The organism is Nonomuraea sp. LP-02 (assembly GCF_036289125.1).
GTDB lineage: Bacteria > Actinomycetota > Actinomycetes > Streptosporangiales > Streptosporangiaceae > Nonomuraea > Nonomuraea bangladeshensis.
This window is the reverse complement of the sequence record NZ_JAXCLK010000001.1, coordinates 4,384,262-4,405,940: the sequence shown is the minus strand read 5'-3', so window position 1 is coordinate 4,405,940 and position 21,679 is coordinate 4,384,262. Positions and strand designations below refer to the sequence as shown.

24 protein-coding genes are annotated in these 21,679 nt (G+C 72.5%); 15 read left to right on the top strand and 9 right to left on the bottom strand.

Features of this window, described 5'->3' with window-relative positions; genetic code table 11:
• Positions 1-35 precede the first annotated feature (35 nt).
• Positions 36-323 carry a hypothetical protein gene (locus SMD20_RS20435; RefSeq protein ID WP_329583460.1) on the top strand — a complete coding sequence of 96 codons (288 nt, stop codon included), beginning with the start codon at positions 36-38 and terminating at the stop codon, positions 321-323.
• Here the strand turns inward: SMD20_RS20435 and SMD20_RS20430 are convergent.
• The 3 genes from SMD20_RS20430 to SMD20_RS20420 form a co-directional block, all read right to left on the bottom strand.
• Positions 308-907 (bottom strand): dihydrofolate reductase family protein, encoded by a 600-nt coding sequence (locus SMD20_RS20430; protein WP_329583457.1) that lies wholly within the window; start codon positions 905-907, stop codon positions 308-310. The genes SMD20_RS20435 and SMD20_RS20430 overlap by 16 nt on opposite strands.
• An 81-nt stretch (positions 908-988) precedes the next feature.
• Positions 989-2,428 (bottom strand): ATP-binding protein, encoded by a 1,440-nt coding sequence (locus tag SMD20_RS20425; protein WP_329583454.1) that lies wholly within the window; start codon positions 2,426-2,428, stop codon positions 989-991.
• Positions 2,425-4,074: an FAD-dependent oxidoreductase gene (locus tag SMD20_RS20420; RefSeq protein WP_329583451.1), complete on the bottom strand. Its 1,650-nt coding sequence runs from the start codon at positions 4,072-4,074 to the stop codon at positions 2,425-2,427. The genes SMD20_RS20425 and SMD20_RS20420 overlap by 4 nt, the downstream gene beginning before the upstream one ends.
• 106 nt (positions 4,075-4,180) lie before the next feature.
• On the opposite strand from SMD20_RS20420, the gene SMD20_RS20415 reads away from it, so the two are divergent.
• Positions 4,181-4,753 carry a TetR/AcrR family transcriptional regulator gene (locus SMD20_RS20415; protein ID WP_329583449.1) on the top strand — a complete coding sequence of 191 codons (573 nt, stop codon included), beginning with the start codon at positions 4,181-4,183 and terminating at the stop codon, positions 4,751-4,753.
• Positions 4,754-4,760: 7 nt separating this feature from the next.
• Here SMD20_RS20415 and SMD20_RS20410 read toward each other — a convergent pair whose 3' ends face one another.
• Both SMD20_RS20410 and SMD20_RS20405 read right to left on the bottom strand, forming a co-directional pair.
• A complete protein-coding gene (locus SMD20_RS20410; RefSeq protein WP_329583447.1) occupies positions 4,761-5,522 on the bottom strand; it encodes an SDR family NAD(P)-dependent oxidoreductase in 762 nt (253 codons plus the stop codon).
• Positions 5,523-5,529: 7 nt separating this feature from the next.
• Complete coding sequence (locus tag SMD20_RS20405) at positions 5,530-6,423, bottom strand: RNA polymerase sigma-70 factor (RefSeq protein ID WP_329592617.1); 894 nt, start codon at positions 6,421-6,423, stop codon at positions 5,530-5,532.
• A gap of 86 nt (positions 6,424-6,509) precedes the next feature.
• Here SMD20_RS20405 and SMD20_RS20400 point away from each other — a divergent pair, with 86 nt between their 5' ends.
• A complete protein-coding gene (locus SMD20_RS20400; RefSeq protein WP_329583445.1) occupies positions 6,510-7,184 on the top strand; it encodes a ThuA domain-containing protein in 675 nt (224 codons plus the stop codon).
• Here the strand turns inward: SMD20_RS20400 and SMD20_RS20395 are convergent, their stop codons facing one another.
• Complete coding sequence (locus tag SMD20_RS20395) at positions 7,185-7,607, bottom strand: TIGR03668 family PPOX class F420-dependent oxidoreductase (protein ID WP_329583443.1); 423 nt, start codon at positions 7,605-7,607, stop codon at positions 7,185-7,187.
• 71 nt (positions 7,608-7,678) lie between these two features.
• On the opposite strand from SMD20_RS20395, the gene SMD20_RS20390 reads away from it, so the two are divergent.
• On the top strand, positions 7,679-8,569 hold the full coding sequence (locus SMD20_RS20390; protein ID WP_329583440.1) for a hypothetical protein: 891 nt from the start codon (positions 7,679-7,681) through the stop codon (positions 8,567-8,569).
• Between the two features lie 4 nt (positions 8,570-8,573).
• On the opposite strand, the gene SMD20_RS20385 is transcribed toward SMD20_RS20390, so the two are convergent.
• Both SMD20_RS20385 and SMD20_RS20380 read right to left on the bottom strand, forming a co-directional pair.
• Entirely contained in the window at positions 8,574-9,191 is a 618-nt protein-coding gene (locus SMD20_RS20385) for a MerR family transcriptional regulator (protein ID WP_329583437.1), read from the bottom strand.
• Positions 9,192-9,206: 15 nt separating this feature from the next.
• Positions 9,207-10,055: a LysR family transcriptional regulator gene (locus SMD20_RS20380; protein WP_329583434.1), complete on the bottom strand. Its 849-nt coding sequence runs from the start codon at positions 10,053-10,055 to the stop codon at positions 9,207-9,209.
• A gap of 255 nt (positions 10,056-10,310) precedes the next feature.
• On the opposite strand from SMD20_RS20380, the gene SMD20_RS20375 reads away from it, so the two are divergent.
• The 9 genes from SMD20_RS20375 (at position 10,311) to SMD20_RS20335 (ending at position 19,012) form a co-directional block, all read left to right on the top strand.
• Entirely contained in the window at positions 10,311-11,390 is a 1,080-nt protein-coding gene (locus SMD20_RS20375; RefSeq protein WP_442942489.1) for a thiolase C-terminal domain-containing protein, read from the top strand.
• Positions 11,391-11,471: 81 nt separating this feature from the next.
• Positions 11,472-12,341 (top strand): MurR/RpiR family transcriptional regulator, encoded by an 870-nt coding sequence (locus tag SMD20_RS20370; RefSeq protein ID WP_329583432.1) that lies wholly within the window; start codon positions 11,472-11,474, stop codon positions 12,339-12,341.
• Entirely contained in the window at positions 12,338-13,084 is a 747-nt protein-coding gene (locus SMD20_RS20365) for an SIS domain-containing protein (protein WP_329583430.1), read from the top strand. Before SMD20_RS20370 ends, SMD20_RS20365 begins: the two co-directional genes overlap by 4 nt.
• A 74-nt stretch (positions 13,085-13,158) precedes the next feature.
• On the top strand, positions 13,159-14,514 hold the full coding sequence (locus SMD20_RS20360; protein ID WP_329583427.1) for a cellulose binding domain-containing protein: 1,356 nt from the start codon (positions 13,159-13,161) through the stop codon (positions 14,512-14,514).
• 9 nt (positions 14,515-14,523) lie between these two features.
• On the top strand, positions 14,524-15,771 hold the full coding sequence (locus tag SMD20_RS20355; protein WP_329583424.1) for an extracellular solute-binding protein: 1,248 nt from the start codon (positions 14,524-14,526) through the stop codon (positions 15,769-15,771).
• Positions 15,771-16,655 carry a carbohydrate ABC transporter permease gene (locus SMD20_RS20350; RefSeq protein WP_329583421.1) on the top strand — a complete coding sequence of 295 codons (885 nt, stop codon included), beginning with the start codon at positions 15,771-15,773 and terminating at the stop codon, positions 16,653-16,655. The genes SMD20_RS20355 and SMD20_RS20350 overlap by 1 nt, the downstream gene beginning before the upstream one ends.
• Complete coding sequence (locus tag SMD20_RS20345; protein ID WP_329583419.1) at positions 16,652-17,482, top strand: carbohydrate ABC transporter permease; 831 nt, start codon at positions 16,652-16,654, stop codon at positions 17,480-17,482. Before SMD20_RS20350 ends, SMD20_RS20345 begins: the two co-directional genes overlap by 4 nt.
• A gap of 85 nt (positions 17,483-17,567) precedes the next feature.
• On the top strand, positions 17,568-18,113 hold the full coding sequence (locus tag SMD20_RS20340; RefSeq protein ID WP_329583416.1) for an RNA polymerase sigma factor: 546 nt from the start codon (positions 17,568-17,570) through the stop codon (positions 18,111-18,113).
• Positions 18,110-19,012, top strand: coding sequence for a hypothetical protein (locus tag SMD20_RS20335; RefSeq protein ID WP_329583414.1), 903 nt, complete (start codon positions 18,110-18,112; stop codon positions 19,010-19,012). The genes SMD20_RS20340 and SMD20_RS20335 overlap by 4 nt, the downstream gene beginning before the upstream one ends.
• Here SMD20_RS20335 and SMD20_RS20330 read toward each other — a convergent pair.
• Positions 19,002-19,982: an N-acetylglucosamine kinase gene (locus tag SMD20_RS20330; protein ID WP_329583411.1), complete on the bottom strand. Its 981-nt coding sequence runs from the start codon at positions 19,980-19,982 to the stop codon at positions 19,002-19,004. The two genes, SMD20_RS20335 and SMD20_RS20330, sit on opposite strands and share 11 nt — an antisense overlap.
• Before the next feature lie 79 nt (positions 19,983-20,061).
• Between SMD20_RS20330 and SMD20_RS20325 the strand changes: the two genes are divergently transcribed.
• Together SMD20_RS20325 and SMD20_RS20320 are read left to right on the top strand one after the other, a co-directional pair.
• Positions 20,062-20,931 (top strand): MurR/RpiR family transcriptional regulator, encoded by an 870-nt coding sequence (locus tag SMD20_RS20325; RefSeq protein WP_329583408.1) that lies wholly within the window; start codon positions 20,062-20,064, stop codon positions 20,929-20,931.
• Positions 20,932-21,666 carry an SIS domain-containing protein gene (locus tag SMD20_RS20320; RefSeq protein ID WP_329583405.1) on the top strand — a complete coding sequence of 245 codons (735 nt, stop codon included), beginning with the start codon at positions 20,932-20,934 and terminating at the stop codon, positions 21,664-21,666. It begins immediately after the preceding gene.
• Positions 21,667-21,679 lie beyond the last annotated feature (13 nt).

The following is a 21,679-nucleotide window of genomic DNA, read 5'->3' as shown; positions in this document are numbered from 1 at the left end:
AGCTGGACCAGACGGCCGCGATGAGGAGATCGACGATGACTGACCCAGCCCTACGGCGCACTCCGCTGACCCCGGACGAGCGCGTCCGCGCCGAGGCGGGCTTCGTCCCGCTGGTGACCGAGCACCTGCGGGCGAGCGGCCGGTTCAGGATCACCGCCGACAGCCCGGAGATGGTCGATCTGTGGCAGACGGTCGCCCGCCAGGCGGGCGAGGCGCTGCGGCGGCCGGTGGTGAGCTACGCCAACGGCCGCGACATCGTGATCATGTTCGGTGGCGAGCCGTCGAACATGCCAGTGAGCGTGACCGCTCAGAACGAGCCGTAACCCGGCTTGCCCGCCGGCCTGTAGACGTTGAGCACGCAGCCGCTCTCGCCCCTCACCGATTCGACCAGCCGCAGCGCCGTCGGCACCCGGCCCGGCTCGAACAGCCGCTTCCCTGCGCCCAGGACGACCGGGAACGTGTAGAGCCGCAGCTCGTCGATCAGCCCCCGGTCCAGCAGCGCCTGGGCGAGCACGCCGCTGCCGTGGATCTGCAGCTCGCGGCCGGGCTGGGCGCGCAGCGCGGCGATGTCGTCCAGCGAGCGGACGATCGTCGTGTTGTGCCAGTCCGCGCTGCGCAGAGTGGTCGAGACGACGTACTTCGGCAGCGCGTTGAGCGGCCCGGCGATCGGATCGTCCGGGTCGGTGACGGCCGGCCAGTAGCCGGCGAAGATGTCGTACGTCCGCCGGCCCAGCAGGAACGCGTCCGCCTCGCCGAACCAGCGGGTGATGTGCGATCCCATCTCCTCGTCGGCGTAGGGGAACTGCCAGCCGCCGTGCTCGAAGCCGCCGCTTCTGTCCTCCTCGGGGCCGCCCGGCCCCTGCATGACCCCGTCCATCGTCAGGAACGTCGCCAGAGTGATCTTCATGCCGTTCTCCTTTCCTGGTGTTCAAGAGAGGAGACCGGCGCGGGCGCGGAAACTCATCGCCCGCGCCCGAGATCAACGGGATCAGGCCGCCGGCACCGGCTCCCGGAGCGGCAGGCGCACCTCGAACCACGTCTCGCCGGGCACCGAGCGCACCTTGATCTCGCCGCCGTGCCGGCCGGCCACGATGCGGTAGGAGATGTCCAGGCCGAGCCCCGTGCCCTCGCCCACGCTCTTGGTCGTGAAGAACGGCTCGAAGATGCGGTCCAGGATCGCCTCGGGCACCCCGTGGCCGGTGTCGCCGATCTCGACGATCGCCTCGTCCTCGTCGTGCGCCGTGCGGACGGTCAGCGTGCCGACGTCGCCCATCGCGTCGAGGGCGTTGTGGATGAGGTTCGTCCACACCTGGTTGAGCTCGCCGGCGTAGCAGGGGATGTGCGGCAGCGTACGGTCGTAGTCGGTGACCACCGTGATGCCGGGCGGGACCTTGCCGCGGAAGATGGCGAGCGTGCTGTCGAGCAGCTCGTGCACGTCCACGTTCTGGAACGGCGCCCGGTCCATCTGGGAGTACTGCTTCGCCGAGCGGATCAGCGTGGTGATGCGCTCGGTCGCCTCGCCCACCTCGCTCAGCATCTGCGAGATCTCGACGGCCTCGGCCAGCCAGCGCACCGCCGCCGGGGCGTGCTCCTCGCCCACCTTGCCGCGGATCTTCTCCAGGTCCTGCGTCGAGAACTCGGCCTGGACCAGGGCGGGGGCGAGGTCCCAGGCGTCCTCGACGCCCAGCTCGTCCAGCGCCTCGCCGAGCTCGTCCTCGGCGTCGGAGATCTCCAGCGGCGAACGCTTCGGCTGCTTGCCCAGCTTGCTCGTGCACGCCTCCTGCGCCTCGATGAGCGCCCGCAGCTTCTCCGGCGGGATGCCGTCCTCGGCGAGCTGGGCGAGCTGCAGCCGGGAGTTCTTGATGAGCTGGCGCAGCTCGCCGACGGCGCGTACGGCCGCCGCGGCCGGGTTGTTCAGCTCGTGGGTGAGGCCCGCGGTGATCGTGCCGAGCGCGGTCAGCCGCTGCCGCCGGTCGATGATCTCGCGCTGCATGCGCCCGCCCGACAGCATGCCGTCGAGCAGGTGCATCGCCATCGGGAACCACTCGGCCACGATGTAGGCGAACTTCTTGGCGGGCAGGATGAACATCCGCGACGGGGCGGTGGCGCGCAGCGTGTGCTGGTAGGTCTGGGGGGCGCGGTCGCCGAGGTAGGCGCTGGTGGCGCCGCCGTACACGCCGGGCTGGGAGGCGCGCGGCATGGCGACGGTGCCGGCGCTGACCGTCTCGCTGATCATCTGGATCTCGCCCTCGATCAGCACGGCGAAGCAGTCGGCCGGCTCGCCCTGCCGGACGATGTCCTCGTCCGCCGCGAACGTGGCCACCCGGCCGCTGTCGGCGAGCTTGGTGAGCTGGGCGTCGTTCAGCCGCTCGAAGAGGAAGAGCTTGCGCAGCTCGTCGATGTCGACGCGGGTGTCTGTCTCGGTCATTGCTTCTCCAGGTAGCGGTGCACGAGCGCGACGGCCATCGCGCCCTCCCCGACGGCGGAGGCCACCCTCTTGATCGACTCGGCGCGTACGTCGCCCGCGGCGAACACCCCGGGCACGTTGGTCTCCAGGTAGTAGGGCTCGCGCCGCAGCGGCCAGTTGCGCGGCCGCCGGCCGCCCTGGACCAGGTCGGGCCCGGTCAGCACGAACCCGCGCGGGTCGCGCTCGACCGTCTCGCCCAGCCACGAGGTGAACGGCTCCGCGCCGATGAACACGAACAGCCACTGGGCGTCGACCGTACGCTCCTCGCCCTTGGTCGACAGCGTCAGCCGCTCCAGGTGCCCGGTGCCGCCGCCGCCGGCGACCTCTGTCTCCAGGTGCACCTCGATGTTGGGGATCGCGGCGATCTGCTCGATGAGGTAGTGGGACATGGACTTCTCCAAACCATCACCCCTCACCAACAAATGAACTTTGCTCGCGAATCCCGCCAGGTAGACGGCGGCCTGCCCGGCCGAGTTGGCCGCGCCCACGATGTGGACCTCGGCGTCGGAACAGGCGGGCGCCTCGGTGAGCGCCGCGCCGTAGAAGACGCCCCGGCCGACGAACTCGTCCAGGCCCGGCGCGTCCAGCCGCCGGTAGGTGACGCCGGTGGCCAGGATGACCGCGTGCGCGGCGATCTCGCCGCCGTCCTTGAAGCCGACCACCCGGGCCTGGCCGCGCGGCTCCAGCAGGGTCACCTTGCGCGCGGTCAGCAGCTCGGCCCCGAACTTCAGCGCCTGCCGCCGCGCCCGGTCGGCGAGCTGCTGGCCGGAGACGCCGTCGGGGAAGCCCAGGTAGTTCTCGATGCGCGAGCTCTGGCCCGCCTGGCCGCCCGAGGAGTGCGACTCGACGAGTACGGTGTTGAGCCCTTCCGAGGCGCCGTAGACGGCCGCGCCCAGCCCGGCGGGGCCGCCGCCGATCACGATCAGGTCGTAGAAGTCGGTGGCCGGGGTGGTGGACAGGCCGACGGCCGTGGCCAGCGTGGCCTGGTCGGGCGACTCCAGCGTGGTGCCGTCGGTGGTGACCACCAGCGGCAGGTGGCAGCCCTCGCCGGCCGCCTTCACGAGCTGCGCGCCCTCCGGGTCCTCGGCGAGCATCCACTGGTAGGGCACGTGGTTGCGGGCCAGGAAGTCACGCACCCGGTACGACTGCGCCGACCACCGGTCGCCCACCACCCGCAGCTCCGTGCGCTCGATCCGGTCGGTGCGCAGCCACGCGTCGAGCTGCCCGTCGATGACCGGGTAGAACTTCTCCTCCGGCGGGTCCCACGGCTTGAGCAGGTAGTGGTCGAGGTCCACCACGTTGATGGCCTGGATGGCCGCCTCGGTGTCGGCGTAGGCGGTCAGCAGCACCCGGCGCGCGTACGGGTACATGTCCATGGCGGCCTCGAGGAACTGCACGCCGTTCATCTGCGGCATGCGGTAGTCGGCCAGGATGGCCGCCACGTCGTCGCCGCGCAGCCGCATCTCCTTGACCGCCTCGATGCCGTCGAGGGCGGTCTCGGCACGGACGATGCGGTATTCCTGGCCGTAGCGGCGTCGCAGGTCGCGCGCCACGGCCCGCGAGACGCCCGGGTCGTCGTCCACCGTCACGATGACCGGCTTGTCCATGCCTTTGCCTCTCCCCTTTGGTCCCTGAAACGGCCCCTATGGGAAGCATGTCATGCGCGGGCGGCCAGGCGGGAATTCGCTCAGGTCACGCTCCTATGATGGGCGGATGGGCACCCGCGAGCGCATCGTCGACGCCGCCGAGCAGGTCGTCCGCGAGTTCGGCATCGTGGGCGCGACCACCAAGCGCATCGCGGCGGCCGCCGGCTGCTCCGAGGCGCTGCTCTACAAGCACTTCCCCGGCAAGGAATCACTGCTGCTCGCGGTGCTGCTGGAGCGGCTGCCCGCGCTCGGCCCCGCGCTCACCCGGCTGCGGCTCGCGGCCGGCACCGGCGACGTGGCCGACCATCTCACCGCGTTCACGCTGGCCGCGCTGGAGTTCTACACGCGGGCGGCGGGCATCGCCGCGGGCGTGCTGGCCGACCCCTCGCTCACGGAGGGGTTCCGCGCCATGCTCGCCAGGAGCGGGTCGGGCCCGCACGTGCCGATCCTGGCGCTCGCCGACGTGATCGCCGGCGAGCAGGACCGCGACCGGATCGACAGGAAGATCGACCCGGGGGCGGCGGCGTCCATGCTCATGGGCGCCTGCTTCCACCGGGCCAACCTGTCCTACTACGTCGATCCGCCGGACGACGACGCCGCCTGGGCCGCCGCGATCGTACGCACCTTGCTGAGGAGATGACCCGGGCTCAGGCGATGACCCGGCTCTCGCCGCCGTCGACCAGCAGCGACACGCCGTTCACGAACGAGGCCCGCTCGCTGGCCAGGAACGCCACGACGTCCCCCACCTCCTCGGGCCGCCCGATCCGGCCGATCGGCACCGCCCTGCCGCGTTCGGCGAGGTTCTCCTCGCCGCCCGACGTCTCGCGCAGCCGGTCGGTGTCGATCGGGCCCGGCAGCACGTTGTTGACCAGCACGCCGTCGCCGGCGACCTCACGGGCGAGCGTGCGCACCACCCCGGCCACGGCCGAGCGGGTGGCGTTGGACAGGGCGAGGCCGTCCAGCGCCTCGCGCACCGACCGGCTGGTGATCGTCACGATCCGGCCCCAGCCGCGCGAGCGCATCTCCGGCAGCACGGCGTGGATCAGGCGTACGGTGCCGAGCAGGTTGCGCTGGACGGCGACGTCCCAGTCGGCGAGGCTCGCGTCGGTGAAGCGGCCGGGCGGCGGGCCGCCCGCGTTGGCGACCAGGATGTCCACCGGGCCGAGCACGTCGCGGGTCTCCTCCACGACGCGCCGGGCAGCCGACGGGTCCTCCACGTCGGCCAGTACGGCGTGCACGACCTTGCCGAACTCCTGGAGTTCCACCACCGCGTCCGCGAGCCGTTCGGGGGTGCGGCCGACGACGCAGACGTCGCAGCCCTCGCGCGCGAGGCTCTTGGCCGTGGCGAGTCCGATGCCCGCGCTGCCTCCGGTGACGAGGGCGACCTTGCCTGAGATGCCGAGATCCATGGGCTGACTATAGATCGTCCTGTTCGGCCCGGCGGACACGGGCGAGTTTGTCCGGGTTGAGGATGCTGTAGAGGCCGTGGATCCGGCCGTCCCTGATCTCGATCATGGTGAGCTGGTCACTGTCGCCGAACCGCGTCCAGATGGCCGGCTGGCCGTTGACGTCCAGCATGCGGGCGCCGCCGTAGTCGAAGCGGTTGAGCAGGCCGCCCAGGAAGGCCACCACCTTGCGCCGGCCGAGGATCGGGCGCAGCGCGGCGCGTACCTTTCCGCCGCCGTCGTTCCAGGCCACGACGTCCTCGTGGAACAGGTCCTTCAGCGCGTCGAGGTCGCCGCCGGACGCCGCCGCCACGAAGCTGCGCAGCAGCCGCGTGTGGTCCTCCGCCGAGGGCGTGAACCGGTCGCGGCCGTCGGCCAGCCGCACCGAGGCCCGGCGGTGGAGCTGGCGGGCGTTGGCCACCGAGACGTCGACGATCTCGGCGATCTGGTCGTAGGGCAGCTCGAACGCCTCCCGCAGCACGAACACCGCCCGCTCCGGCGGCGACAGCCGCTCCATCAGGTGCAGCGTCGCGAAGGAGACGGTGTCGCGCAGCTCGGCGGTGTCCAGGGGCCCCGCCTCGCCCGTCGCGACCGGCTCGGGCAGCCACGGCCCGGTGTACGCCTCCCGTTTCACCCGCGCCGAGCGGAGCTGGTCCAGCGCCAGCCGCGACACCACGGTCATCAGGAACGCCCGCGGCTCCCTGACCTGGTCCCGGTCGGTGCCCCGCCAGCGCAGCCAGGCCTCCTGCACCACGTCCTCGGCGTCCCACATGCTGCCGAGCAGGCGGTAGGCGAGTCCGAGCAGCGTCGGCCGGTGCTGCTCGAAGTCCATGTCGGCGTCCGTTCGCGTCTCCACGGCTGGCATCATGCCGTCTCCCCTGGGAGGGCGGAACGCCGGGGCCGTCGCTTCCCAGGGTGGTCATGCCGCCACAACCGTGATGAGCTGGAAGAGTGGCAAGAAACCTGATCCTGTCGGGAGGCGTGTTCCACGACTTCGCCGCCACGTCGGCCGCGCTGGCGGAGCTGCTGACCGAGGTGGGGATCGACTCCGAGATCATCGAGGACATCGCGGGCGCGCTCAGCGAGCCGCCGGAGGTCCAGCTCATCACCGTCAACGCGCTGCGCTGGCGGATGAGCCAGGACCGCTTCGCCGACCTGCGCCCCCAGTGGCGCTTCGAGCTGCCGGCCGAGGCCCGCACCGCGATCCTCGACCACCTCGACCGGGGCGGCGGGCTGCTGTGCATGCACGCGGCGTCCATCTGCTTCGACGACTGGCAGGGCTGGCCGCGCGTGCTCGGCGGCCGCTGGACCTGGCCCAAGTCGCACCATCCGCCGCTCGGCTGGACGAGCGTGCGCGTCCACGGCTCGCACCCGGTGGTGGCGGGCCTGCGTGACTTCGACGTGGTGGACGAGGTCTACAGCGACCTCGACATCCTGCCCGACGTCGAGCCGCTGGCCTCGGCGAACGGCCAGCCTCTGGTGTGGGCGCGGCCGGTACGGCGCGGCCGGGTGTTCTACGACGCACTCGGCCACGACACCCGCTCCTACGACAACGAGGTGCACAGGACGATGCTCAAGCGGGCCGCGCTCTGGCTGCTCAAACGCCCGGTCGCGGTGTCGGAGTAGTCACGGTGCCGGAGCAGCCGCCCAGCCGCGCCAGCGGGTCACCTCCACCACGACGGCGGGCCCGGCGGGGCGGCGTTCGCGGTACTGCGGGTATTTCGCCGTCAGCGCGTCCAGCGCCGCCTCGCGCTCCGGGCCGGCCGTGACGACCCTGGCCAGGCCGTCGGCGCGGACCCACCACAGCAGCGACCAGTCCTCGTCGTAGTGGTCGGCCAGCAGGGTGACACGCGGCTCGGCGCGGATGTCGGCCAGCCGGCGCAGGTCGGTGGTCGTCTTCGGCTTGTGGTCGACGGCGCTCACCACACGATCTCCGATCACGGCGAACACGACGGGCACCAGGCGCGGCCCGCCGTCGCCGCCGCGTACCGTGGCCAGCCGTGCCACCCGCGCCGCGGCGAACCGGCGCCGCGCCTCCTCCTCGTCCACGCCTCCATTCTCCCGCCCGGGCGTCCGGAACCTACAAGACTGCACGTCGCGGCCCCGGGCACGATGGGCCCATGAACGTGAACCTCGACCTGATCCCCGGCTTTCTCGCGACCCACGCACGGCTGCTCGACCGCAGGCGGTACGCGTCGCTCATGAGCGGCGGCGGCGGTGAGGCGGGCGTGCTGGCCGCTTTGGAGGGCTACCGCAACGCGGACGGCGGCTACGGGTGGGGACTGGAGCCCGACCTGCGCTCGCCGGAGAGCCAGCCGGGCGCCGCGCTGCACGCCTTCGAGGTGTTCGAGGAGGTCGCGCCGCGCACGTCCCCGGCGGCCGTGGCGCTCTGCGACTACCTGGAGTCGGTGACGCTGCCGGACGGCGGGCTGCCGTTCGCGCTGCCGCTGACCGTGGCCGACGGCACCGCGCCCTGGTGGGCGGGCGCCGATCCGGCCGTGTCGGCCCTGCAGACCACCGCCGTGACGGCGGCGGCCGCGCACCGGGTGGCCGCCTGCGACCCGGCCATGGCCGCCCACCCGTGGCTGGCGCGGGCCACCCGCTACTGCCTGGACGCGATCCAGGCGCTGGAGGAGCGGCCGCACGCGTACGTGCTGTCGTTCGCCGTCGGCTTCCTCGACGCCGTGCACGACACCGAGCCCCGCGCCGCGGACCTGCTGAAGCGGCTGGCCGGGCACATCCCGGCGGACGGCAGGGTGCCCGTCGAGGGCGGCACGGCGGACGAGACGCTGCGGCCGCTCGACTTCGCGCCGTTCCCCGGGCGGCCGGCCCGCGACCTGTTCGCGCCCGAGGTGATCGCCGCCGACCTCGTACGCCTCGCGGAGGGCCAGCAGGACGACGGTGGCTGGACGGTGGACTACGCGCGGATCTCGCCCGCCGGGTTCCTGGAGTGGCGCGGCGCGGCCACCGTGCGGGCGGTGCGGATCCTGCGGGCCAACGGCCTGCTCTGAGCAGTTACGTCAGCCGGTGGGCCGACTCCGACTCCTGGGCCATGCGGCGCAGCGCGTCGAACGCCTTGCCGTACAGCACCGAGCCCAGCACCAGCGCCTCCACGGCGGCGTCGCGCGGTCCGTCGAAGGGGACGGTGTTCATCTCGACCTCGGCGACCAGCTTGCGCGCCGCCTCGACGTAGGGCCGCAGGTCGACGCGCAGGCCGAGCTGGCGCATCCGCACCAGCGTCTGGGCCAGCTCGTCGCGGGTCGGGGCCTCCGGGTGGATCCGCCAGCCGAGGTCGTCGATGAGGGCGTCCACGTCGGCGCGGGCGGCGCGCCACTCCTCGCCGGGCTCCGGCTCGACCGTGGGGCCGAGGGCGTAGTGGGCGGTGCCGAGCATCTGGTGGATGGGCAGCGACTCGTCGTCCACGGCCTCGATGATCTTCTTGATCGAGGCCACCGGCAGCTTGCCCACCTCCAGCAGCGCCCTGACGAGGCGGAGCCTGCGCAGGTGGGAGTCGTCGTACTCGGCGCGGGTCGCCGCCGTCTGCTCGCCCTGGTGCAGCAGCCCCTCGCGCAGGTAGTACTTGATCGTGGGGATGGCGACGCCGGAGCGGGAGCTGAGTTCGGAGATGCGCATCATTGGATAATAGCGCTATCCAGTTCTGGCGACGTGGCGTGCAGCGGTGACCAGCTCGGGAACGTCCGCCTGCCGGTTCCATAGGAAGACCACCTCCAGCGGCGGCACGTCCTCCTTCACCGGCAGGAACGTCAGGGCGTCCGGCACCGGCGTCCCCTCGTGCACGCAGAGCGTATAGCCGGCGCCGCGCTCGATCATCGTGATCGCCAGGTCGTGGGTCGCGGCGGCCGGGCCGAGCCGCGGATGCAGCCGATGGCGGACGAAGCCCTCCAGGAACCGGCGCGCGCCCGCCACCGCGTCCGACTCGGGCATCACCAGCGGCTCGGCGGCGAGGTCCGCCAGCGACACCGCGTCCGCCCCGGCGAGCGGATGGTCGCGGTGCATCAGCGCGCGCACGGGGAAACGGCGGACCAGCATCCGGGCCACGCCGCGCGGCAGCGAGCCGGGGGCGTACCCGAGGCCGGCCTGCAGGGTGCCGTCCACGATGGAGACGATCTGCTCGGCGGTGCTCATGGGGGCCACGCGCAGCCGCAGGCCGTGGAGCTGCGACAGCACGCGGGCGACCACGTCGGCCAGGCCGTCGGCGACGCCCAGGCGGGCGTCCCTGCCGCCGCTCCTGGCCACCGCCACCGCCCGCTCGAAGGCGTCCACCGCGATGGTGGCCTGGGCGAGGAACGCCTCGCCCGCCTCGGTGAGCTGCACGCCGCTGGAGGAGCGGCTGAACAGCTCGACGCCGACCTCCTTCTCCAGTGCCCGGAGCTGCTCCGACAGCGTGGGCTGGGCGATGTGCAGCGCGGCGGCGGCGCGGCGCAGGCTACCCGCCCGTGCGATCGCCATGGCGTACCGGACGTGGCGTAGATCCATCGCTCACCTCGGGTGATGGTGATGGGCTGTCGGAAGATCGCACCTCCGTATTACAAGACGGGGCAGCTCCCGTGAAGACGCTCAGTCACCACGGGAGCGTGGCCTGGCCGGGAGGCGGGCGGTACGGGCTGGTGGCGGGCGGTGCCGGCGCGGCCGGGTCGCCGGGGGGAGCGGGCTTCGGGTGGGCGGGGGGCTGGGTTGTGGCCGGCCGATACGCGCTTGCCTAGCAAGCGCTTGGCCGGATAGCGTGGGCGGGTGGGAACGCAGCCGTTCGCCGGGCGGGCCGCCGTGGCCGGGATCGGGATGACGGCCCTGACCCGGCGCTCCGGGCGCGCCGAGCTGGAGCTCGCCGTCGAGGCGTGCCGCGCCGCCTGCGCCGACGCGGGCCTGCGGCCCGGCGAGGTGGACGCGATGCTCAGCTACCACCTCGGCGACTCCGCGCCCGTCGTCCAGGTCGCCCGCGCCCTCGGCGTCGAACGGCTCGGCTGGCACAACGACATCGCCGGCGGCGGCACGCAGGCGGCCTCGATCCTGGGCGACGCGGCCATGCTGATCCACGCCGGGCTGGCCCGGCACGTCCTGATCTACCGCGCGCTCAACGGCCGGTCCGGCCGGCGCATGAACACCGTCTCCACCGGTCCCCAGGAACGTCTCACGTACGGGCTCGCCGGGCCGATCCCGCTGTTCGCCCTGGCCGCTGCCCGCTACCTGCACGAGACCGGCCTGACCGAGGAGCACCTGCACGCCGTCGTCGCCCAGTCCAGGGAGAACGCCAGGGGCAACCCCAGGGCGCTGCGCCGGGAGCCGCTGGATCTCGCCGGCTACCTCGCCCGCCCGTACGTCGCCACGCCGCTGCGCACCGTGGACTGCTGCCAGGAGACCGACGGGGCCTGCGCGCTGCTGGTGAGCGGCGAGCTGGACGGGCCGCGGGTGCGGGCGGTCGTGCGCGGGGGCGGGCCGGGCTGCTCGTCGATGGACCGGGCGGCCGACGTCAGCGCGATCTTCTCGGCGTACGTGGCTCCCATGCTCTGGGACGCCTCCGGCCTGCGGCCCGCGGACGTGGACGTGATGCTGGCGTACGACGCGTACTCGTGGCTGGTGCCCAGGCAGCTGGAGGACTTCGGGCTGGTCGCCCGCGAGGAGCTGGGGGAGTACCTGCTGGAGCGCCGCCACGCCTGGATGAACCCGCACGGCGGCCTGCTGTCCGAGGGGTACGTGCACGGGCTCAACAACGTGGCCCAGGCGGTCAGGGAGCTGCGGGCGGGCCGGCACGAGGTGGCCCTGGTGACCGGCTTCGGCGGCAGCTACGGCAGCGCGGCCCTCCTCACCGCGTGAGGTCGCCGCCCGGAGAGACATGTCAAAAATTATCGCCCGAACACCTTGACGGCACCAGATGCTGTGCATAATTTTCACAGCGTGGAACTTCTCACCCGCATCCAGGCCGAGGCGCCCGACCTGCCCGACGCCCTCCGCAAGGTGGCCGAGACCATCCTCGCCGCCCCCGCCGAGGCCGCCCGGCTGACGATCGTGGACCTCGCCGAGCGGAGCGGGACCTCCACCGCGACCATCACCCGCTTCTGCCGCGCGCTCGGCTTCGCCGGGTACGCCGAGCTGCGCGTCGCCGTCGCCACCGAGACCGGCCGGCAGGCGCGGCAGACCTGGCAGACCGACATCGGCCAGGAGATCCTCCCCGACGACAGCCTCGACAAGGTGCTCGGCGTGGTGTCCGGCAACGACATCCGCCTGATCCAGGAGACCGCCGGCCAGCTCGACCTCGCCGTGGTGGAGAAGGTGGCGCAGGCGGTGGCGCGGGCGGGGCGGGTGCTGCTGTTCGGGGTGTCGAGCAGCGCGGCCGTGGCCAGCGAGATGGAGTACCGCCTGCAACGCATGCGGGTGCCGACCTGGAGCAGGTCCGACGCCCACAGCGCGCTGACCGACGCCGCGCTGCTCGGCCAGGGCGACGTGGCGATCGGCATCTCGCACAGCGGGCGCACCCGCGAGGTCATCGAGGTGCTGGCGGAGGCGGGCAGCCACGGCGCGATCACCGTGGCGGTCACCTCGCAGCCGCGCTCGCCGCTCGCCGAGGTGGCCGAGCTGGTGCTGACCACGGCCAGCCGGGCGACGAGCTTCAGGTCAGAAGGCTTCGCCGCGATCCACTCGCAGCTCCTGGTGCTCGACGTCGTGTACGTGTCGGTCGCGCAGCGCACGTACGAGCGCACCAAGCAGGCGTTCGACGTCACCGTCCGCGCCGTCGCCGGACACCGCCTACCGGAAGGGGATTCATGACGATAGATCCGGAACAATACGCCGCGCAGGTCGCCGCCCTCGTCCGCGACCTTCCCGCCGACCCCGAGCTCGACCGCGCCGCCGACCTCTTCACCAAGGCGCTGACCGCGGGCGGCGTCATCCAGGCGTTCGGCTCGGGACACTCCGAGGCCGTCGCCATGGAGATCGCCGGCCGGGCCGGCGGCCTCGTCCCCACCAACCGGCTCGCGCTCAGGGACATCGTCCTGTACGGCGACGCACCCCGCGCCGAGCTGGACCGCTACGACCTCGAACGCGACCCCGCCGTGGCCCGCACGATCCTCGACCTCGCTCCCGTGCAGCCGCACGACCTGTTCGTCCTCATCTCCAACTCGGGCGTCAACGGCGTGGTCGTCGAGCTCGCCACGCTGGTCAAGGAGCGCGGTCACGACCTGGTCGCGATCACCTCGCGCGCCCACAGCGAAGCCGTCCCCTCCCGTCACCCCTCGGGCCGGCGGCTCGCCGACCTCGCCGACGTCGTCCTCGACAACCGTGCCCCCTACGGCGACGCCGTGCTCCCCCTCCCCGGCGGCGGCGCCGTCGGGGCCGTCTCCACCATCACCTCGGCGTTGCTGGCCCAGCTCGTCGTGACCCGCACCGTGCGCAACCTGCTCGACGCGGGCGAGATCCCGCCGGTGTACCTCTCCGCGAACGTCCCGGAGGGCGACGCCCACAACCTCACGCTCGAAGCGCGCTACGCCGGCCGCATCCGACGCGGCGCCTGATCAACCAGCCTGATCACCCTGCTCCTCCGGGCCTCGCCATGAGGCCAGTCCGGCATGCAAGGAGACACCCCCCAATGTCCAGAAAAATCGTCAAAATTGCCCTCTCCTTAGCCCTCCCGCTCGTCCTCCTCGTCGGCGCCCTCGTCACCCCGGCCGGCGCCGCCCAGTCCGTACGCCTCCAGTACCGCACCAGCGCCCCCGGCGCGACCACCGCCCAGGCCGAGCCCTGGTTCAAGCTCTTCAACGACGGCACCACCACCATCCAGCTCAACCAGGTCGCCATCCGCTACTACCTGACGGGCACCGAGACCTACCGCTTCGCCTGCTCCTGGGCCGTGGTGAGCTGTTCGACGGTGACCGGCCGGTTCGTCCGCCAGTCGGGTGCGGACCAGTACCTGGAGGTCGGCTTCACCTCGGGCGCCCTCGCCCCCGGCGCCGACACCGGCGACCTGCAACTGCGCTTCTACCGCGCCGACTGGCAGTCGTTCACGCAGAGCGACGACTACTCCTACGGCCCCGGCACCGCGTACGCGAACTGGGACAAGGTGACCGTCCACGTCAACGGCGCACTCGCCTGGGGCAAGCCCCACGGCACCGAGCCGACGCCGACGCCCACCATCACCCCTACCGGCCCCGGCTCAACAGGCGTGCTGTTCGACGACTTCACCTACTCGGGCCCCTCGGACCCGCTGCTCGCCCAGCGCGGCTGGACCGTCCGCTCCAGCTCCGGCGGCCCCGGCGTGCCCGGCGCGACCTGGTCGCCGTCGGCCGTCTCGTTCCCCGGCGGTCTGCTGACGCTCGACTCCACCACGAACGGCACCGCCTCCGGCACCGTGCAGGCCGAGCTGTCCACCGCGAACCGCAAGTTCTTCGAGGGCACCTACGGCGCCCGCGTCCGCTTCACCGACGCGCCCACCAGCGGCCCCGACGGCGAGCACGTCGTGCAGACGTTCTTCACCATCACCCCGCTCCGCTACAACCTGGACCCCGACTACGGCGAGCTGGACTTCGAGTACCTCCCCAACGGCGGCTGGGGCGAGCCGTCGAACATCCTCTACACCACGAGCTGGGAGACCTACCAGGGCGACCCCTGGCAGGCCGTGAATACCCACACCGAGGAGCGGGCGAGCTTCGCGGGCTGGCACGACCTGGTCATCCAGGTCTCGGGCGGCCGGATCCGCTACTACGTGGACGGCCGGCTGTTCGCCGACCACGGGGACATCTACTACCCCGAGACCCCGATGTGGATCATGTTCAACCAGTGGTTCATCGATCTCCAGGCGGCCACCGGCACCCGTACCTACCGCCAGCAGGTCGACTGGCTCTACTACAGCAAGAACGAGGTCGTCCCGCCCGCCGACGTGGTGAGCCGGGTCGGCGGCCTGCGCGCCGCCGGCACCGCCTTCCGCGACACCGTACCCAACTCCTGAGGAAGCGCCATGAACAACCGCATCCTGGCGCTGGCGGCCGTGTTCGCGCTGACCGCCTGCGGAGCCACGGAGCAGCCCCGGAACGCCGCGGGACCGGTCAAGCTGACCGTCTGGATCATGGACGGCAGCGTCACGCAGGACCTGCTGAAGTCGTTCGAGACCGAGTACGAGGCCGCACACCAGGGCATCGACCTCGACCTGCAGATCCAGGCGTGGGACGGCATCGGCGAACGCGTCACCGCCGCCCTGGCCAGCACCGACGCCCCCGACGTGATCGAGGTCGGCAACACCCAGGTCGCCCAGTACTCCGCCAGCGGCGGCGTCACCGACCTGACCGCCAAGATCGCCGAACTGAAGGGCGAGGACTGGCTGCCCGGCCTGGCCCAGCCGGGCAACGTCGACGGCCACCAGTACGGCATCCCGTGGTACGCCGCCAACCGCGTCGTCGTCTACAACAAGGACCTCTGGGCCAAGGCGGGCGTCAAGGAGCCGCCGAAGACCCGCGACGAATGGCTGGACATCACCGCCAAGCTCGACCGGGGCGGCGACCAGGGCATCTACCTGACCGGCCAGACCTGGTACGCCCTGGCCGGCTTCGTCTGGGACGAGGGCGGCGACCTGGCCGTCCAGGAGGGCGGCAGGTGGAAGGGCGCCCTCGACACCCCGCAGGCCCTCGCCGGCATGGACTTCTACCGGCGGCTCCAGGCGCTCGGCAAGGGCCCGAAGGACGCCGACGAGGCCAACCCGCCGCAGCACGAGGTGTTCGCACAGGGCAAGGTCGCCCAGATCATCGCCGTGCCCGGCATCGCGGCCCGCGTGCTGGAGGTGGAGCCGAAACTGGCCGGCAAGATGGGCTTCTTCCCCATCCCCGGCAAGACGGCCGACAAGCCGGGCACGGTCTTCACCGGCGGTTCCGACCTCATCGTCCCGGCCGCGTCCAAACGGCAGGAGGAGGCGTACGAGCTGGTCAAGGCGCTGGCCGGGGAGAAGTTCCAGACCGAGCTGGCCAAGGCGATGAGCTTCGTGCCGAACCGCACCTCGCTGGCCGGCGTCCTCGCCGGCGACGAGGGCACGGCCGCCATGGCCGCGGCGGCCGCGGGCGGCCGCGCCACCCCCAACACCCCCAACTGGGCCGCCGTCGAGGCCACCTCGGTGATCAAGCAGTACATGACCGCCGTGCTCACCGGCGCCGACCCCGCGACGGAGGCGAAGAAGGTCTCGGCGGCCATCACCACGACCCTGAACAGCGGATCCTGATGCGGGAGCGCACCTCTTCGCTCTGGCCCTACCTGCTCATCGCGCCCGCGGTGGCAGGCGGGGCCTTCCTGCTGCTGTATCCGCTGCTCAAGGCGGCGGTGATCTCGTTCCAGCACTTCCGGATGGGCGAGCTGATCCGGGGCGGCGCGACCCTCGTCGGCCTGGACAACTACGCCGAGCTGCTGACCGGCGAGGAGTTCTGGCGGGTGCTGTGGCGCACCGCGGCCTGGACGGCGATCAACGTCGTGCTCATCGTGACGCTGTCCACGGGCGTGGCCCTCATGCTGGTACGGCTGGGCCGCGGCCTGCGCCTGGCCCTGATGAGCGCGCTCGCCCTCGCCTGGGCCACGCCGATCATCGCGGCCACGACCGTCTTCCAGTGGCTGTTCCAGTCGGAGCTGGGCGTGGTCAACTGGCTGCTGGTCACGCTCGGGTTCGACTCCTTCCGCGGCTACACCTGGTTCGCCGACGGCACGGCCACGTTCGCGGTGCTGGTGATCCTCGTGGTGTGGCAGTCGGTGCCGTTCGCCGCGCTCACCCTCTACGCCGGGCTCACCACGATCCCGTCCGAGCTGTACGAGTCGGCCAGGATCGACGGCGGCACCGGCCCGCAGATCTTCATGAAGGTCACCCTGCCCATGCTCAGGCAGCTCTTCGCGCTGGTCGCCTCGCTGGAGGTGATCTGGGTGGCCAAGTGCTTCCCGCAGATCTGGGTGCTCAGCCAGGGCGGCCCGGACGGCGCCACCACGACCCTGCCGGTGTACGCGTTCAAGGTCGCCCGCGTGCTGCACCGCTACGACCTCGGCTCGGCGGTCGCCATGCTCACGGTGGTGCTGCTCGCCGTGGCCCTGGTCAGCAACCTGCGAAGGATGGTGCGCCAGTGAGACGGCTCCTGTGGAAAACCGGGCTGAACACGGCGGCGCTCGCCGTGCTCGCCACGACGATCTTCCCGGTCTACTGGATGTTCCTGACCGCGTTCAAGCCGACCAGGGACATCCAGTCGGCCACCCCCACGTTCTGGCCGGCGCATCCGACCCTGGAGCACTTCGTCACCGCCGTCGAGGCGCCGGGCTTCTGGGTCTACTGGCGCAACAGCCTCGTGGTGACGGCGGTGGCGGTGGTGATCGCGCTGGTGGTGGCGTTGCTGGCGGCGTTCGCGGTGGCAAGGATGCGCTGGCGGGGGCGCTCGGCGTTCGTGGTCGCGGTGTTCGCCGCGCAGATGGCGCCGTGGGAGGCGCTGCTGGTGCCGGTGTTCATCATCGCCCGCGACAGCGAGCTGCTGGACTCGCTGGCCATGCTGACCGGCGTCTACTTCATGATCACGCTGCCGTTCACGATCGTGACGCTGCGCGGGTTCCTCGCCGCGATCCCGGCGGAGCTGGAGGAGGCGGCGCAGGTGGACGGCTGCTCGCGGCTGGTGGCCTTCCGCCGGGTGATCTTCCCGCTGCTCGCGCCGGGGCTGATGGCGACCTCGCTGTTCGGCTTCATCACGGCGTGGAACGAGTTCGCCTTCGTCAACGTGCTCATCATCAAGGACCAGGACAAGCGGACGCTGCCGGTGTGGCTGTCGTCCTTCCGCGACGTCTTCGGCACCGACTGGGGCGCCACGATGGCGGCGGCGAGCCTGTTCGCGCTGCCCGCGCTGCTGCTCTTCCTGTTCCTGCAACGGCGGGTGGGCACCGGGATGACGGCGGGGGCGGTCAAGGGCTGAAACAGGGCGAAATGCCGGTGCGGCCGGCGACATGTAGAGGGTGTCCCGCCACCGACCCCGAGGAGGCCGACCATGGGGACCGCCCGTGGACGATGACCGGAAGATCCGGTTCGAGGCCGTCTACAGACAGACGTACGACCGCATCCTGGGCTACGCCGTCCGCCGTTGCGACTCTCCCGAGGACGCCGCGGACGTGGTGGCCGAGACCTTCGCCATCGCCTGGCGGCGCGTGGACGCGCTGCCGCCCGGCGAGGAAGCCCGGTTGTGGCTCTACGGCGTCGCCAGGAACGTGCTGGCCAATCACCAGCGCGGCGAGCACCGCCGCCACGCCCATCTGGTGGCGTTCGACGCCGGCCTCGCCGACCTGTACGCCCGCACCCCTCCGCCCGCCCACGACCTGCCCGCCGACCTGGAGGCGGTCGCTCAGGCGCTCGCCGTGCTGTCGGACGACGACCGCGAGCTGATATCGCTGGTCGCCTGGGAGGGGCTGGACCACGGCGAGATCGCCGCCGTCCTGGGCTGCTCGCGCAACGCCGTGCGCATCCGGCTGCACCGGGCGCGCCGGCGGCTGACCAAGGCGCTGGCCGCGGCCGGCGTTCCCGCAGGCCGCATCGTCATGGAGACCATATGAACGAGTTGACGCGCCTCGCGCGGGTGCGCGACGAGGAGCTGACCGGGCAGTCGTCCACCGAGGGGGCGTGGGCCCTGTTCGCCGCGATCACCGCCGGGCACGTGGAGCCGGCTCCGGCCCCCCGTGCCCGCCGGCTCGGGACACCGGCCAGGCGGCTCCTGGCGGGGGCCGCCGCCACCGCCGTGCTCGCCGCCGGGGCGGTGCTCGGCCCTGGCCTGCTCGCCGGTCCCGGCGGTACCGCCGTCTACGCCAGCACCGAGCTGGACATCACCAGGGAGGGCGGCGAGTGGGTGGCCCGCGTCAAGGACGCCTACGCCCAGCACGACGCCTACACCCGGGGGTTCGCCGCTGTGGGCCTCGACGTGCACCTGCAGATCGTGCCGGCCGGGCCGAGCCGGGCCGGTGGCGTGGTGCAGAGCGGGGTGGAGAGCGCGGGCGGAGCCACGGGAGGGAGCACGGCGATGACGACCGGCAGCGAGCCGCCGGGATGCGTCGTGGGGCGGCCCGGCTGCGTGCTCGTGATCAGGCTGCCGGTCACGTTCGAGGGGCGGGCCTGGGTCAAGCTCGGCCGCGCCGCGCGGCCGGGGGAGGCGTACGAGGCTCCGGGACGCGCGGACGCCGAGGGCGAGCCCCTGGAGGGCGTCGCGATCGGCGGGCGGACCGTGGGCGAGGTGAGCGCGGCGGCGCGGGCCCGCGGCCTGGAGGTCGTCTACCAGCTCATCACGCCGTCCCCGCACGGCGGTTTCTCGGCACGGCCGGGACAGGAGGCGTCCGGGGTGGGACCCGGCTGGTACGTCTGGGACGCCGAATCCATTCGCGACGGCGTGGTCCGCCTCCTGGTGACGAAGGAGCACCTGGCGGAGAACCCGGTCCGCGGCAGCGCATTCCCTACGGACTGAGTCCGGTGAAGGCGCCGTGCCGCGCCTTCGCCTCGTCCCCCAGCAGAGGGCGGGCCGCCAGCCAGGCGGCCGCTCCCGCCGCGTCGCGGGCCGTGCCGATCGGCACGCCGGGCAGCCGCGCGGTCACGGCCGCGCGCACCGGTCCTTCGCTGGTCAGCACGCTGCCGGCGAGCACCACCGGGCCGGAGACGTGCACCCGGCGCAGCGTCTCGACGAGCCGGTCGGCGGCGTCCTCGACGATCGTGACGGCCATCGGGTCGCCCGCCGCGGCGGCCCGGCCGACCAGCGCGGCGAGGGTGGCCAGCCGCATGTGGTCGGCCTGCGCCAGCCGGACGATCCGCGCGGCGACCGCGCGCGGCGTGTCCGGCCGCTCCGCGCCGAGGAAGTCACGCGCCACCAACGGAACGAGCCGCTCCGCCGGGTCGTCCACGGCCGTGACCGGCAGCCCGCGGTCGAAGGCGTCCACCACGGCCACCGCCGCCGCGCGCCCGATCCAGAACCCGGAGCCGGCGTCGGCCAGCAGCCAGCCCATCGCGTCGGCGACGACGTCGAGCCGGAACCCGGTGATCCTGGCCGCCGCCGCGCCGGTGCCGGACAGCAGCAGCGCCCCGTCGGGCTCGGCCGAGCCGGCGACGTACCCGATGAGCAGGTCGCCCTCGCACCGCGGCCCCTCGGCGACGCCGTGGTCCGCCCAGACCTTCGCCAGCTCCGGCGCCAGCTCGGGCACGTACCCGGCGATCCCGGCCAGAGAGGCCACCACCCGCCCGACGTCGAGCCCGTCGAGCGCGGCCGACAGCGCCTCGCGCACGGCGGCCACCGCCTTGGCCATCCCGTGGGCGGTGGGGTTGCCCGCGCCGGCCCGCGCGTAGCCCACCCGCGTGCCGTCCAGCGTGTGCACGGCGACCCGGGTGGAGGTGGCTCCGGCGTCCACGCCGATCACCAGCGCTCCGCCCACTCCCGATTTCGTCACGGTCCGAGTCTGGGGGTTGACTACGCCGGTTAGCAAGAATAATTTTCGCCGCAAGGCCGGGTATTCGGAAGGAATATTCGTGACTTCAGGTGCGCTCGGACGCGTCGAGACAGAACTACCCGGTTTGCCGGAGGCGTTACGCCGGGTCGGCGAGGTGATACTCGGCGACCCCGCCGAGGCCGCGCGATCGACGATCATCGCGCTGGCCGAGCGGGCCGGCAGCTCGCCGGCGACCGTGACCAGGTTCTGCCGGGCCTTCGGCTTCTCCGGCTACGCCGAGCTGCGCGTGGCGCTCGCCACCGAGACCGGCCGCGCCGCCCAGGCGGGCTGGGGCGCGGGCGTGGGCCACGAGATCGGGCCCGACGACCCGCTCGACACGGCCATCGAGGTCATGGCCGCCGCCGACACCCGCCTCATCCAGGACACCGCCGCCCAGCTCGACCTGGACACCGTGGCCCAGGTGGCCGACGCGATCGTGGCGGCGCCCCGGGTGCTCCTGGTCGGCGTCTCCACCAGCGGCGACGTCGCCAGGATGCTGGAGGGGCGGCTGCGCAGGATCGGCGTCCCCGGCTGGAGCGCGGGCGACGCGCACGTGGCCCTGGCCGAGGCGGCGCTGCTCAAGGAGGGCGACGTGGCCGTCGGCGTCAGCCACCGGGGCCGCACCCGCGAGGTCATGGAGGCGCTGGCCGAGGCGGGCAGCCACGGAGCGCTGACGGTCGCGGTCACCTCCTTCCCGCGCAGCCCGCTGGCCGAGCTGGCCGACCTGGTGCTGACCACCGCCAGCAGGGAGACGACGTTCCGGCTGGGCGGGCTGGCCGCCGTCCACTCGCAGGTCTTCGTGCTGGACGCCGTGTACGTGGCCGTCGCCCAGCGCACCTACGAGCGCACGAACGAGGCGTTCGAGCGCACGATCAGCGCCGTGGAGAGTCATCGGGTGGAAAGAGGCTGAATGTCGTACGTCAACGAGGTCCTGGAGCTGGCCCGGCGGGTCGCGGAGAGCCAGGCGGAGCCCGTCAGGCGCGCGTCAGCGCTGCTGGTGGCCGCGCTCAGGGCCGGAGGGGTGGTCCAGGCGTTCGGCTCCGGCCACTCCGAGGCCATCGCCATGGAGATCGCCGGACGGGCCGGCGGCCTCGTCCCGAGCAACCGCCTCTCGCCCCGCGACCTGGTCCTGTACGGCGGCCGCCCGCCGGGCGTGCTCACCCCCGAGCTGGAACGCGATCCCGCCGTCGCGCACGAGATCTACGCGCTCGCGCCGGTCGCGCCGGAGGACGTGTTCGTGCTGATCTCCAGCTCCGGCATCAACGGCACGGTCGTCGAGCTCGCCACGCTCGTCAAGGACCGCGGCCACCCCCTCATCGCCCTGACCTCGGTCGCGCACAGCACCGGGATGACCTCGCGCCACCCGTCAGGGGCCAAGCTCATGGACCTGGCCGACGTCGTGCTGGACAACGGCGCTCCGTACGGTGACGCGATCCTCGACCTGCCCGGCGGCGGCAGCTACGGCGCGGTGTCCACGATCACCTCGGCGCTGCTGGCGCAGATGGTGGTCACCGAGGCGGTGGACGAGCTCGTCGCGCTGGGGGAGACGCCCCCGGTCTACCTGTCCGTCAACGTGACGGGCGGTGACGAGCACAACAAGGCCCTGGAGAGCCGCTACCAGGGTCGCATCAGGCGCGGAGCGTGACGATCCGCGAATC

Excerpts from the sequence above, each read along its gene's own strand:
- SMD20_RS20380 (WP_329583434.1), bottom strand. The coding sequence starts at position 10,055 with ATGGATCTACGCCACGTCCGGTACGCCATGGCGATCGCACGGGCGGGT.
- SMD20_RS20425 (WP_329583454.1), bottom strand. The coding sequence starts at position 2,428 with ATGACCGAGACAGACACCCGCGTCGACATCGACGAGCTGCGCAAGCTC.
- SMD20_RS20385 (WP_329583437.1), bottom strand. The coding sequence starts at position 9,191 with ATGCGCATCTCCGAACTCAGCTCCCGCTCCGGCGTCGCCATCCCCACG.
- SMD20_RS20320 (WP_329583405.1), top strand. The coding sequence starts at position 20,932 with ATGTCGTACGTCAACGAGGTCCTGGAGCTGGCCCGGCGGGTCGCGGAG.
- SMD20_RS20410 (WP_329583447.1), bottom strand. The coding sequence starts at position 5,522 with ATGGATCTCGGCATCTCAGGCAAGGTCGCCCTCGTCACCGGAGGCAGC.
- SMD20_RS20390 (WP_329583440.1), top strand. The coding sequence starts at position 7,679 with ATGAACGTGAACCTCGACCTGATCCCCGGCTTTCTCGCGACCCACGCA.
- SMD20_RS20435 (WP_329583460.1), top strand. The coding sequence starts at position 36 with ATGACTGACCCAGCCCTACGGCGCACTCCGCTGACCCCGGACGAGCGC.
- SMD20_RS20355 (WP_329583424.1), top strand. The coding sequence starts at position 14,524 with ATGAACAACCGCATCCTGGCGCTGGCGGCCGTGTTCGCGCTGACCGCC.
- SMD20_RS20420 (WP_329583451.1), bottom strand. The coding sequence starts at position 4,074 with ATGGACAAGCCGGTCATCGTGACGGTGGACGACGACCCGGGCGTCTCG.
- SMD20_RS20405 (WP_329592617.1), bottom strand. The coding sequence starts at position 6,423 with ATGCCAGCCGTGGAGACGCGAACGGACGCCGACATGGACTTCGAGCAG.
- SMD20_RS20365 (WP_329583430.1), top strand. The coding sequence starts at position 12,338 with ATGACGATAGATCCGGAACAATACGCCGCGCAGGTCGCCGCCCTCGTC.
- SMD20_RS20335 (WP_329583414.1), top strand. The coding sequence starts at position 18,110 with ATGAACGAGTTGACGCGCCTCGCGCGGGTGCGCGACGAGGAGCTGACC.
- SMD20_RS20430 (WP_329583457.1), bottom strand. The coding sequence starts at position 907 with ATGAAGATCACTCTGGCGACGTTCCTGACGATGGACGGGGTCATGCAG.
- SMD20_RS20350 (WP_329583421.1), top strand. The coding sequence starts at position 15,771 with ATGCGGGAGCGCACCTCTTCGCTCTGGCCCTACCTGCTCATCGCGCCC.
- SMD20_RS20360 (WP_329583427.1), top strand. The coding sequence starts at position 13,159 with ATGTCCAGAAAAATCGTCAAAATTGCCCTCTCCTTAGCCCTCCCGCTC.
- SMD20_RS20415 (WP_329583449.1), top strand. The coding sequence starts at position 4,181 with ATGGGCACCCGCGAGCGCATCGTCGACGCCGCCGAGCAGGTCGTCCGC.